General features: G+C 69.2%; 8 protein-coding genes. 2 read left to right on the forward strand and 6 right to left on the reverse strand.

Annotated features, from left to right (window positions below; all coding sequences use genetic code 11):
- The first annotated feature begins 98 nt into the window (after positions 1 to 98).
- Positions 99 to 1,532 carry an aldehyde dehydrogenase family protein gene (locus HUW43_RS07090; RefSeq protein WP_188236727.1) on the forward strand — a complete coding sequence of 478 codons (1,434 nt, stop codon included), beginning with the start codon at positions 99 to 101 and terminating at the stop codon, positions 1,530 to 1,532.
- Positions 1,533 to 1,722: 190 nt separating this feature from the next.
- Positions 1,723 to 2,949: a bifunctional glutamate N-acetyltransferase/amino-acid acetyltransferase ArgJ gene (argJ, locus tag HUW43_RS07095; RefSeq protein WP_188236728.1), complete on the forward strand. Its 1,227-nt coding sequence runs from the start codon at positions 1,723 to 1,725 to the stop codon at positions 2,947 to 2,949.
- Positions 2,950 to 3,010: 61 nt separating this feature from the next.
- On the opposite strand, the gene trxA is transcribed toward argJ, so the two are convergent.
- From trxA to tsaE, 6 genes are all read right to left on the reverse strand, one after another.
- Positions 3,011 to 3,331 (reverse strand): thioredoxin TrxA, encoded by a 321-nt coding sequence (gene trxA, locus HUW43_RS07100; protein ID WP_188236729.1) that lies wholly within the window; start codon positions 3,329 to 3,331, stop codon positions 3,011 to 3,013.
- 33 nt (positions 3,332 to 3,364) lie between these two features.
- The gene (addA, locus tag HUW43_RS07105; RefSeq protein ID WP_188236730.1) at positions 3,365 to 6,877 is read right to left on the reverse strand and encodes a double-strand break repair helicase AddA; all 3,513 of its coding nucleotides are present in this window, start codon (positions 6,875 to 6,877) and stop codon (positions 3,365 to 3,367) included.
- Positions 6,874 to 9,852 (reverse strand): PD-(D/E)XK nuclease family protein, encoded by a 2,979-nt coding sequence (locus HUW43_RS07110; protein ID WP_188236731.1) that lies wholly within the window; start codon positions 9,850 to 9,852, stop codon positions 6,874 to 6,876. Before HUW43_RS07110 ends, addA begins: the two co-directional genes overlap by 4 nt.
- 95 nt (positions 9,853 to 9,947) lie before the next feature.
- Complete coding sequence (locus HUW43_RS07115; protein WP_188236732.1) at positions 9,948 to 10,673, reverse strand: nucleotidyltransferase family protein; 726 nt, start codon at positions 10,671 to 10,673, stop codon at positions 9,948 to 9,950.
- Positions 10,664 to 11,647, reverse strand: coding sequence for an aminoglycoside phosphotransferase family protein (locus HUW43_RS07120; RefSeq protein WP_223181355.1), 984 nt, complete (start codon positions 11,645 to 11,647; stop codon positions 10,664 to 10,666). Before HUW43_RS07120 ends, HUW43_RS07115 begins: the two co-directional genes overlap by 10 nt.
- Complete coding sequence (gene tsaE, locus HUW43_RS07125; RefSeq protein WP_188236733.1) at positions 11,632 to 12,081, reverse strand: tRNA (adenosine(37)-N6)-threonylcarbamoyltransferase complex ATPase subunit type 1 TsaE; 450 nt, start codon at positions 12,079 to 12,081, stop codon at positions 11,632 to 11,634. Before tsaE ends, HUW43_RS07120 begins: the two co-directional genes overlap by 16 nt.
- Between the last annotated feature and the right edge of the window lie 35 nt (positions 12,082 to 12,116).

Below are 12,116 nucleotides of genomic sequence, written 5' to 3' on the forward strand. Positions count from 1 at the left end.
GCGGCCCGGCATTTTTCGCGGTTGGCCGCGCTTGATTCATCGGCCACAGTGGTTAGGTAGCAATCCGAGACCGATTCACCGCCGATGGGAGACAGGAAATGAGCACCGAAACGCACCTCAAGCAACATTATATCGGCGGCCGGTGGGTCGATTCGAAGGGCGGCAGGCTCCACCACGTCATCAATCCCGCGACCGAGGAAGCGGCATCGACCGTCGTGCTCGGCACCGCCGCCGACGTCGACGACGCGGTGGCCGCGGCGCGCGAGGCCTTCAAAAGCTTTTCGCAGACGACGCGCGAGGAACGGCTGGAGCTTTTGAACCGCATCGTCGAGGAATATAAGAAGCGTGGGCCGGATCTTGCCAAATCGATGGCGGCCGAAATGGGCGCGCCGGTCAGCTTTGCGGGCACCGCACAGGTCGGCGCCGGCATCGGCGGCTTCCTTGGCACGATCGCCGCGCTCAAGGATTTCAGCTTCAGCGAACAGCATGGCGCGAACAAGGTCGTATATGAACCGATCGGCGTCGTCGGCATGATTACCCCATGGAACTGGCCGCTCAACCAGATTGCGTTGAAGGTCGCTCCGGCGCTCGCTGCGGGCAACACGATGATCCTGAAACCGTCGGAGGAATGCCCCGGCAATGCGGTGATCTTTGCCGAGATTCTCGACGCCGCGGGCGTGCCGCCGGGCGTGTTCAATCTGGTTCAGGGCGACGGCCCGACCGTCGGCCACGCGATCAGCGCGCATCCGGGGATCGAGATGGTGAGCTTCACCGGATCGACGCGCGCGGGCATCCTCGTCGCCAAGGCCGCCGCCGATACGGTGAAGCGCGTGCATCAGGAACTGGGCGGCAAGTCGCCGAACATCGTCCTGCCCGACGCCGACCTGGAAACGGTGCTGCCGCCGACGGTGCAGGGCGTGCTCGTCAACACCGGGCAAAGCTGCATCGCGCCGACGCGCATCCTTGTCCACAAGGAGCGCGAGGCCGAAGCGGTGGGGGTCATCAAGGCGATGTTCGATGGCACGCAAGTGGGCGATCCGATGAGCGAGGGCGGCCACATCGGCCCCGTCGTCAACAAGGCGCAGTTCGACAAGATCCAGGGGCTGATCCAGTCGGCGATCGACGAAGGCGCGCGCCTCGAAACGGGCGGCACCGGCCTGCCGTCGAACGTCAATCGCGGCTATTATGTCAAGCCGACGGTCTTTTCGGGCGTCACGCCCGACATGCGGATCGCGAGGGAAGAGATTTTCGGGCCCGTCGCGACGGTCATGGCCTATGACACGCTCGACGAAGCGGTCGAGATCGCCAACGACACCGAATATGGCCTGTCGGCGGTCGTGTCGGGCGACCCCGTCAAGGCCGCCGAAATCGCGCCGAAGCTGCGCGCCGGCATGGTCGCGGTGAACAGCTGGGGTCCGGGGCCGGGTGCGCCCTTCGGCGGCTACAAGGCATCGGGCAACGGCCGCGAAGGCGGGCTGTTCGGGCTGAAGGACTTTATGGAAGTGAAGGCGATCAGCGGGATTCCGGCCTGACCCTGATCGGCAATAGCCAGTTGCTCGCGCGAAGGCGGGAGCCGATCACCTGCCGGTTCCATCTTGCACCGACCGGGTGATGGCTTCGCGCCTTCGCGGGGACATGGATCATTTTAACGTCAGAGGATCGACCCCCTTCCGCTTGCGGAAGGGGTTTTGCTTTGAAGCATTAACGATTATGCGCCCCGGCATGACCACCCGTTCCCCGCTCGCCCCGGCGACTTTCCCCGACCTTCCCGAGATTGCCGGGGTGACGCGCCGCGTCGCGCGGGCGCGCTACAAGGACTGGGACCGCTGCGACCTGACTTTCATCGAGCTGGCGCCCGGCACCGCGGTTGCGGGGGTGTTCACGCGCAATGTCTGCTGCTCGTCCGAAGTCGAGCTGGGGCGCGAACAGGTGAAGCGCGGCGCCGCGCGCGCGCTGGTCGTCAATGCGGGCAACAGCAATGCTTTCACCGGCTATCGCGGGCGCGAGGCGGTCGAGGCGATCATGGCGCAGGTCGCGGGGCATCTCGGCTGCGATGCCAGCGAGGTCTTCGTCAGCTCGACCGGCGTGATCGGTGTGCCGTTGCCGAAAGACAAGGCGCGCGCGGGCGTCGCGGCGGCGCTGACCGCCGAACCCTGTTCGTGGGAAGTCGCGGCCGAAACGATCGGCACCACCGACACCTTTGCCAAGGGATCGACCGCCAGCGCCATCGTTGGCGACCGCACCGTCCATGTGGCGGGTATCGTCAAGGGATCGGGGATGATCGCGCCCGACATGGCGACGATGCTCGGCTATATCTTTACCGACGCCGCGGTGGCGCCCGCGCTGTTGCAGGCGATGCTGAACGAAGCGACCGGCGGGACGTTCAATTCGATTACCGTCGACAGCGACACCTCGACCAGCGACACGGTGCTGCTGTTCGCGACGGGGCAGGCGGGCAATGCGATGCTCGCCTCTCGCGACGACCCCGGCGCCGATGCGCTTTATGCGGCGATCCGGGAGGTCGCGCTTGACCTTGCGCATCAGGTCGTGCGCGACGGCGAAGGCGCGTCAAAGTTCATCGAGGTGCAGGTGACGGGGGCGGTGAGCGACGCCAGCGCCAGGCGCGTCGCGCTGTCCATCGCCAATTCGCCGCTGGTCAAAACCGCGATCGCGGGCGAGGACGCGAACTGGGGCCGCGTCGTGATGGCGGTGGGCAAGGCGGGCGAGCCCGCCGACCGCGACCGCCTGGCGATCCGCTTTGGCGATCATTGGGTCGCCAAAGACGGGCTGCCGGTCGAAGGTTATGACGAGGCGCCGGTGGCAGCGCACCTCAAAGGGCAGGCGATCCGCGTCGGCGCCGACCTGGGCCTCGGCGAAGGCCGCGCGACGGTGTGGACGTGCGACCTGACGCACGGCTATATCAGCATCAACGCCGACTATCGGAGCTGAGGCAAAAAAAGCCCGTTCGCATCTCGACTTCGCTCGACACGAACGGGATTGCAGATGTCGTTTACAGCGCCGCTTCGAGCCAGCCCTTGAGCGCGCTTTTCGGCGCCGCGCCGACCTTGGTGTCGGCGATCTCGCCATTTTTGAACAGGATCATCGTCGGGATGCCGCGCACGCCATATTTGCTCGGCGCGTCGGGATGATCGTCGATGTTGAGCTTGGCGATGACGACCTTGCCCGCGAGCTCGTCCGAAATCTCTTCGAGCGCGGGGCCGATCATCTTGCAGGGACCGCACCATTCGGCCCAGAAATCGACAAGCACGGGGGTGTCGCTGTCGAGCACATCCGCCTGGAAGCTCGCGTCGGTGATGGCTTTGGTACCCATGGTCTGAACTCCTGAAACTCGGTCGAGGCCAAGCTAAGGCGTCGGCGCGTCCGGCTCAAGGGCCGAACCGGGCAAATTCGCCTTGCTTGTCGGCAAGCCGGGCTTGTGCCCGTCGAGCAGCGCATCGTCGAGGCCGATCAACCGCGGCGCCGCAGTATAGAGCAGCGCCGCCGCGACGCGCCGACCGGGAAAAATCACCCGCAGCGCGTCGCGATACGCCGCCATCTGGCGCAGATAGGCGGGCTGGACCTGGGCGGCGCTTTCGGGGACGTGGCGCCCGGTCTTGTAATCGATCACCGTTACGGCGTCGTCGGTGACCAGCAGCCGGTCGACGATCCCGGCGACCACGACCCCGTCGACGACGGCCGACAGCGGCACTTCGGCAAGCGATCCCGGCCCGAACAGCGGCGCGTGCGCGGGATCGTCCAGCACCGCCAGCACTTTGTCCACCATCGCCGCGCGCGCGCGCTCGTCCAGCGACGACGCCTGTGCCGCCAGCCAGCGCAGCGCCGCGGCGCGGCGGCGATCGGCGGCGACGGGCGGCAACCGCTCGAACAGCGCGTGGAGCAGCAGGCCGCGCGTCACTGCGGCGGCGCGCTCGCCTCCCTGCGGCGGCGCGGCGACATCGTCCTCGCCGAGCGCCGACGGGGCGAGCGGGCGCGGCGGGCGCGCCTCATCGGGGGCCATGCGGTGCAGCCAATCGGGCAGGGGCGCCGCCCCGCGCGCAGCTGTTTTCCCCTTTTTCGCCTGCGGCGCCCAGCGCCCGGCGTTGACGCGGTGCACGCGGCGACGGCTCCAGATGGCGCCGCCGTCCTCCCAGTCGCGCCCCAGCCGGTCGAGCGCGCCCGATACCGCGCTATGCCAGCTCGACTCGGGAACGCTGCGCTCGGCGGTCCTGGTGACGCCGGCGACCACCAGAATCTCCTCGGCGCGGGTCATCGCGACATAGAAGAGCCGCCAATGCTCCTCGCTCGCCGCCGCCCTGGCCTTCGCATGGGCATCGGCCAGCGCGCCGTGCCGCTCGTCGGCGCCGACCGGATAGACGGGCAGTTTTTCCCACGCCGCGACATCGACGGTGAAGGGGCGACGGTCAAAGCTGTCGTCGTCGGTTGCATCGGCGAGGATCACGATCGGCGCCTGCAATCCTTTCGAGCCGTGGACGGTCATCACGCGCACAACATCGCTGCGCGCCTCGGTCTGGCGCTTGATGTCGGCGGCGCTGCCCTCGATCTCGGCCAGGAAACCGAGCAGCGAGACGGTCTTGCGCGATTCGAACGCCAGCGCCTGATTCAGCAGCTCGTCGATCGGGTCGCGCGCCTCGCGCCCCAGCCGCGCGTAAAGCTTGCGCCGCCCGTCGATCGGGCCGGACAGGATGGTTTCGAGGAAGCGGAACGGCGTCATATAGTCGGCCATCGCAAGCAATCCGCCCAGCGCCTCCATCGTCGCGGGCGGCATGGCGTCGCGATGCGCGCGCAGATGCGCCCACAGCGAGGCGCGGCCACGATCCTGCGTGCGATCGTATAGTTCATCCTGCGTCCAGCCGATCAGCGGCGACACGAGCAGCGCGGCGAGGTTCAGGTCGTCGTGCGGCTGCACGGCAAAGCGCATCGCCGCCATCAGATCCTGCACGCCGAGCGGCTGCGTCAAGGCGAAGCGGTCGACCCCCGCGACGGGGACGTGCAGCGCCTGCAACCGCGCGACGATCCGCGCCGCCAGATCGCGACGGCGGCGCACGAGGATCATCACGTCGCCCGGCGCGACGGGGCGGCCGTCCTTGCCGTTCGCGATCCAGTCCTGCACTTCGGCGGCGATCGCCTTTGCGAGCCGCATGCTCGCGGGATCGCGCGCGGGTGCGGTGGCATGGCCGCCGTCCATGGCCGCGTCATCGGCCGCTTCGTCGGCCTCCTCGGCTGCCCTCAGCGCCTTGCCGACCGGCAGCGGCTCCCACAGTTCGACCTGCCCGGCGTGCGCGTCGCGGTAGGGACGGTGCGGCGGCTCCTTTCCGTCAAGCCCCATCAGCGCGGCGCCGCCCGCCGCGAGCCAGGCGTCGGCGACCTCCAGCACTGCGGGGGTCGAACGATAGTTGGATATCAGGTCGACCGCCTCGAAATCCTGCCCCGCGCGTTCGCCAAGCGCATGAAAAAGGTCGCGCGCGCTGGCAAAGGCCCTGGGATCGGTGCCCTGAAAGCCAAAGATCGCCTGTTTGCGATCGCCGACGGTGAACAAGGTGCGCGCGCGTTCGACGTCGTTGCCATGCACGGCGAAAAACTCTTCGGCGAGCGACAGGACGATCCCCCATTGGCGCATGTTCGTGTCCTGCGCCTCGTCGACCAATATATGATCGGTGCGCTGGTCGAGCTTGAAGCGCACCCATTCGCCAAAACCGCTGACGCGCAGCAACGAACCCGCAAGGGTGATGAGGTCATCGAAATCGGCAAGCCCCTGGTCACGCTTGGCGAGCGCATAGGCTTCGGCGAAGCGGCTGCCCAGCTTCCACGCCGCCGCCAGTTCGTCGGCGACGCGCATCGCCGTCGCGGTCGCGCGCAGCGCCGACGCCGCCTCGACAATCCGCACCGCGCTGTCGACGCAGTCGTTCATCTGGCCTTTGTCGCCCGCATATTCGGCCCGCAGATTGCCATCGCCTTTATGGAAACGGCTGATAAGTTTGTCCAGCATTGCGGCGCGCGCCGCCGCATCGCCCATCATCCAGCCGACCATGACGTCCGAATGGGCGAGCCCGGTCTTCGTCCCCCACGCGGCGCCGCTCGCCGCCACCGCCTTGATATCCGCGTCGGCGATCGCGCCACCGGCAAGCTGGTCGGTCATCCACCCATCGGGATCGCCGACGGGCAGGTCGAAAGCGGCGCGCAGATCGTGCGCCGCAGGCGGCAGCAGCGCGTTCGGCCCGCCGAACACCGACGCGCAGCGCGACAGAAAGCCGATCGCGGCGTCGGTGCCGAGCCGACGCGCCAGCGCCGCGGCCGCCGCGCGCAGCGCCGCCTGTTCCTCGCCCGGCAAGTCGAGCAAGTCGCCGAGCACCTGCCGCTGAAGCGCGCCCGCCTCATCCTCCTCGATCGCGCGAAATCCGGGAAGCAGCTTTGCCTCCAGGGGAAAGCTCGCAAGCAGCGTCTGACAGAAACTGTGGATCGTCTGGACGCGGATCGCGCCGCCGGGGCTGTCGATCACGGTCGCGAATAGTGCGCGCGCGCGGGCGACCAGCGCGGGCACGCCCCGGTCATAGCCGAGCAGGTCGAGGTCGATACCCAGCGCCTGAAGGTCGAGCCGCAATTCGCGTTCGTCCATCCGCACCCACATCGCCAGCCGTTCGTGGATGCGATGCGCCATTTCGGCGGCGCCCGCCTTGGTGAAGGTGATGCACAGGATCGCATCCGGCGATACGCCATCGAGCAGCAGGCGCAGCACGCGCGCCGACAGCACCTGCGTCTTGCCCGTTCCCGCCGACGCGCCGAGCCAGACGTGGCGCGCGGGATCGGCGGCGGCGCGCTGATGCGGATCGAGCGTTGCGAGCGGCGCGGGGCGGGTCATATATCCTCCTCGCCGCGCCCGAACCATTCGTCGCGGCGCATCAGCTGGTCGTAATCGCCGTAAGTCGCGTTATCCCCCGGCGCAAAGGGCGCGTCGCCGAACAGAAATCGCCGGGCCAGATCGGCAAGCGCGTCGGCGGCATGATCGACCGCCTCCGCAGCGCTTTTGAGGCCGCTGCGCGGGCCATAGGTCGATGAAATCTTGCCCGCGCCGCCCGCCTTGCGGTCGGGCTGCAGGCTCCAATACTCGAGGGCGGCGACGTCGGCCGCATCGATGCCCTTCATCCCGCCTCGCTGCGCGATCAGGCCCAGCAGCCCGAGTTGATTGTCGAGCCTGTCGAACGCCGCCTTGGCGCTCGGCGCCTTGCCTGTCTTGTAATCGACGATCGCGAGGCGTCCGTCGGGCATCCGGTCGATGCGGTCGGCCGTGCCGCTGAGCGTGACGCCATCGAGCGCGATCTCGCCCCACGCCTCGGCCTTCAGCGCCGAGCGGCCCTCCGCCTCGATCAGCTGCCGCGCTGCCCAGCGCAGCGCGGGTTCGATGCGCGGCAGCCAGAAGGCGCGTGCGATTGCGTCGAGCGCGGGATCGTCGCGCAGCGCCGCCAGTTCGGCCTCGAACGCCGCTGCGCCCGCCCCGGCGCGCACCCATCGTTCAAACAACGCATGGACCCGCGTGCCGCGCCAGCGTGGATCCGGCGCGGCGCTGAGCGGCGCGAGCGGCGACAGGCCGAGAATCTGGTTGGCATAATAGGCAAAGGGATCGCGGGCCAGCCGGTCGACCGCGGTGACGCTGATCCGCCGTGGGCGCCGGTCGGCGGGCGGGGCGGGGCGGGGCCTTGCGGCCGGCTGCACCGCACCCGCGGGCAGGTCGATGCGCGCGGCGAGTTCGGTCAACGGCGCGCCGTCCGGCGCGGGCTGCGGAAGTTCGCCCGCCAGCGCCGCCAGCCGCAGCCAGAAGCGCGAGGCGACCGCCGGGTCGCCGCCGCTGCGCAATGCGCGCGTCATGACGATTTCGCTCGCCCCCAGCGCCCCCGCGAAATCGTGCGCCGCCATCCCCTGCTGCCGTTCGGCGGCGGGCAGGCCGATCAGGCGGCGAATGCCGGGCGCAAGCCAGGGGTCGGGCTGTGTCGCGGGCGGCCATCGCCCTTCGTCAAGACCGCCGAGGATCATCAGGTCGGCGCGCTGGAGCCGCGCTTCGAGCAGCCCCCAGATGAACAGCCGGGGGTGCCCGCCATAGGGAGGCCGGACGCTCGTCTCGCCAAGCAACTGGCCAAGCATCGCGGGAAAATCGGCAGGGTCGATGTGCGCCGGACCCGCGCCGCGCGCGAGCGTCCAGCGGTCGAACAGCGCGGCGAGCATCCGCCCGGCGGACCCCGTCCACACCGCCTCGCCGGTCAGCCATTCGAGCGCATCCCGCAACGCCGAAAGCAGGCAGTCGGGCGCCACCGGCGGCCCGGCGAAGGGCGCGAGCATGGGGGCGAACGCCCCGCTTACGTCCTGCCACCACGGCGTCAGTCCGACGGCGAGCGCATGACCGCGCGCGTCGCGATCGGCGGCGAGTGTTGCGATCCGCGCCGACACGCCCGCCCAGCCAGGCGCGAGGCCCGGTTCGCGCAGCAGCAGATCGAGCCGCCGCACCGCATCGAGCCAGTCGGTCCGCCCTTCACCCTTGCGGACAAGCGGGTGCCCGAACAGCGCGATCAGCGCAACCGGATCGAAACCCGCCGCCAGTTCGGCGAGCAGCAGCGCAAGCGCACCGGGCGGCGTGCGCGCCAGCGGCTGGCCCGCGCTGTCGTCGACGGTGATCCCCCAGCGCGCGAGCGCGGCGGCGACGCGCTCGGCCAGCGCGCGGTCCGGCGTGACCAGCGCCGCGGTGCGCCCCGGCGTTTCGATCGCGTGGCGCATCAGCAGCGCTATTCCCTGCGCCTCCTGTCCATCGTCGGCAAAGGTCGCGCCCGCGATCCCGGCGGTCGCGGGTTTGACGTCGCCCGCCGTCTGCCACTGCGCGGTATAGTCGGCGGGCGCGAACAGCAGCGAAATGAAGGGCGTGCGCGCCTCCGGGCCGTCGAAGGGCGAGGACGACGCCCATTCGGCAACCTCTTCGCGCGCAACACCCATGCGGTCGAGCAGCAGCTTCAGATGATATTGCGGATGGGTTTCCAGCGGGCGCGCCGCATGGTCGGCATCGCGTCGGGTTGGACCCAGCGCATCCCATTCCGCCTTCGCCATGGCGGTGTCGAGGCCGGGGAGCACGACCATGCCCCGCGCCATGTCGGCGACGGCGCGCAACAATCGCACGACCGCGGGCGCGGCGGTTGTGACACCCGCCGCGACGACGAAACGCGCGGGCGGCGCCGTTCGCCATGCGGCCGCCACACGGTCGAGCATCGCGTTGCGACGCGCGGCGCGGTCGATATGTCCCGTCGCCGCGAGCACTTCGGGCCAATGATCGACGAGCAGCCGCAGCCGCGCGAGCGATGCGCGCCAATGGTCGGCAAAGGCGCCGAGGTCGAGGTCGACGAGCGCCGACGCCGGAATCTCTTCATAATGAAGCTGGTCGATCACGCGCGCCAGGCCGCCCGCGAGATGAAAGGCGGCGGCCCCCGTCACTGGTGGTTCGCCGTCGGGCGTGTGTCGCTCGATCAGTTCGGCGAGCAGCAGGCGCCGCCGCAGCGGCTCGATGGCGGGCGGCAGCGGCGCTTCGATGTCGATCGCATCGAGCGCGACCGCCACCGATTCATCCAGGTCGGCGTCGCCGATCACGACGAGCCGCGGCATCAGCAGCCCCGCGCCGCCTGCGCGGACAAAGGCGGCCTGCACCGCGCTGCGTGCGCGATTGCTCGGCAGCAGTATGATACCTTCGGCCAGCCCCAGCGCGCTGCCCGCAAAGCGGTCGATCAGTCCGGCGGCGAGCGCGTCCGCGAAGGCCCGGTGGACGGGAATGGAAAAGAGGGTAGGGCGGCTTGACGCAGCCATTTTATCCCCTTGCCTTCATGGCGACGGCCGGGATCTCGCCCTCTCGCCTCGACGAAGCGGCGCGTTTCCGGCCTTCGCCGGGCTGAAGGATGGGATCAAACCTCACTCAACGCCGCTTCGGTCGGCGCGATCGCCGCCGGGGTGCCGACGTCGAACCATTGCCCCATGTGCGACAGGCCATAAAGCCGTCCTGCCGCGATCGCGCGGTCCCACAATATATTGGCCGAAAAGGGGCCTTCGGGTGCATCGTCCAGCAAGCGCCGCGAAATGAGCTGGATGCCGGTATAGACGAAGGGCGCGATCCGCCCCGGCTTGCGCCGCGACAACCGCCCTGCCGGGTCCATGTGGAAATCGCCGCGTCCGCGATGTCCCGTCGCACTCGCCTGCCGGATGACGAGCAACAGCGCGTCCATCCGCTTGCCGTCCCAGTGGCGCGCGAGGTGGCGGATGCTGTCCTGCGGCCCGTCGGTCCAGATATTGTCGCTGTTGACGATCAGGATCGGATCGCCGGTGAGCAGCGGCAGCGCCTTGAGCATCCCGCCGCCGGTTTCCAGCAGCTGTGCGCGCTCGTCCGACACGGCGATGGTGAAACGGCGCTTCTGCTTGGCCAGATGCGCTTCCAACGCGTCGGCAAGATAATGGACGTTGACGACGACATGGCCGATTCCCGCCGCCTCGATCCGGTCGAGGCTGTGGTCGATCAGCGGCTTGCCGGCGACGCGGACCAGCGGCTTGGGCCGCGTCGCGGTCAGCGGACGCATTCGTTTGCCAAGTCCCGCCGCCAGCACCATCGCGCTTTCGATCGTCGCCGTCACGTCCATGCCTCCGCCCGCTTCGCCGCGGGGATATGGGCGTCGAACCATTGCCGGACTGCGGCCAGCGCCGGATGCGCGAAGTCGCGTTCGAGCAGCCCCCACATGCGCGGCTGGAACTGGCGGTAATGCGGCTTGCCGTCGCGTTTCCACAGGCGGACAAAGACGCCGAGTATGCGTGTGTTGCGCTGCGCCGCGAGTGCCCAATAGGCCTGCTCGATGTCGCGCCCCGTCGCCGCCTGATAGCGCGCGAGCATCGCCGCCTCGACCGCGGGGTCGACGTCGCGCCGCGCATCTTCGAGCACCGAGGCGAGGTCATAGGCGGGGTGGCCGACAAGCGCGTCCTGAAAATCGAGCAGGCCGTAACGGGCCAGCCCGTCCTGGCCGGCGACGAGCATGATATTTTCGGCGTGGAAATCACGCAGCACGGTGACGCGCGGCAGGCCGTCCGTTTCGACCGGCATCAGCGCCGTCTGCCACGCGGCGCGAAAGCCGTCGCGATCAACCTCGATGTCCAGCGCCGGGCAATACCAGTCGGCGAACAGCATCACCTCGTCCAGCCATTGCTCCAGCCCGTGCACCGGCAACCCCGGCATCGGCGGCCGCGTGTGGAGATGGATCAGCAGGTCGGTGACGCCGGCGTAATAGGCGGTTTCGCGATCGAGCGCGGCATCGACCGTCTCGCGCAGCCGCACGTCGCCGAAATCCTCGATCAGCAGCAGGCCGGCGTCCAGGTCGCGCGCGAGGATCGTCGGCGCGTTCAGCCCCGCGGCGCACAGATATTCGGCGACCGCGATGAAGGGCCGCGGGTCCTCGTGCGGCGGCGGCGCGTCCATCAGCACGGCGCGCCGTTCGCCATCGACGACCCGGAAATAGCGGCGGAAGGATGCATCGCCCGCCAGCGGCAGAATGCGGGCATTGCCCCAGCCATGCGCCGCGAGGAAGGCGGGCGCATGGGCGGGCGGAATCATCGAAGCGGCCATCGCGCTTCCCAAGCGGGCGGCACTGTCGCTGTCAAGACACGCGCGTCGCCAGCGCCCGAAATCGTCAGCGCGAGCGCATCCACCCAGCCGTCGCCGCCCAGCCGGTCGGGCCATTCGATCAGCAGCGCGCCGTCGTACAGATAATCGTCGAGGCCGAGTTCGATCAGTTCGTCCGGTGCCTCGATCCGATAGAGATCGACATGCGCGATCGGCAGGTCGACCTCGGGCGGTGCATAGGGCTGGACGATCGCAAAGGTCGGGCTCGGCGCTTCGCCCGCCAGCCCGCGCGCCTTCAGCATCGCGCGCGCGAGCGTGGTCTTGCCCGCGCCGAGATCGCCCGACAGCAGCACGACGTCACCCGGCGCGAGCGCGGCGCCGATCGCCGCGCCGATGGCGTCGGCTTCGTGGCGATTATAGGGGCGACGGAACTGCATGGCCGTGTCGGGATCGATTCGCGCAGAGGCACAGA

The sequence above is a fragment of the Sphingopyxis sp. LK2115 genome (assembly GCF_014595975.1).
Lineage (GTDB): Bacteria > Pseudomonadota > Alphaproteobacteria > Sphingomonadales > Sphingomonadaceae > Sphingopyxis.

Coding starts and splice junctions, on each gene's coding strand:
- HUW43_RS07090 (WP_188236727.1), top strand. CDS start 99: ATGAGCACCGAAACGCACCTCAAGCAACATTATATCGGCGGCCGGTGG.
- argJ (WP_188236728.1), top strand. CDS start 1,723: ATGACCACCCGTTCCCCGCTCGCCCCGGCGACTTTCCCCGACCTTCCC.
- trxA (WP_188236729.1), bottom strand. CDS start 3,331: ATGGGTACCAAAGCCATCACCGACGCGAGCTTCCAGGCGGATGTGCTC.
- addA (WP_188236730.1), bottom strand. CDS start 6,877: ATGACCCGCCCCGCGCCGCTCGCAACGCTCGATCCGCATCAGCGCGCC.
- HUW43_RS07110 (WP_188236731.1), bottom strand. CDS start 9,852: ATGGCTGCGTCAAGCCGCCCTACCCTCTTTTCCATTCCCGTCCACCGG.
- HUW43_RS07115 (WP_188236732.1), bottom strand. CDS start 10,673: ATGGACGTGACGGCGACGATCGAAAGCGCGATGGTGCTGGCGGCGGGA.
- HUW43_RS07120 (WP_223181355.1), bottom strand. CDS start 11,647: ATGGCCGCTTCGATGATTCCGCCCGCCCATGCGCCCGCCTTCCTCGCG.
- tsaE (WP_188236733.1), bottom strand. CDS start 12,081: ATGCAGTTCCGTCGCCCCTATAATCGCCACGAAGCCGACGCCATCGGC.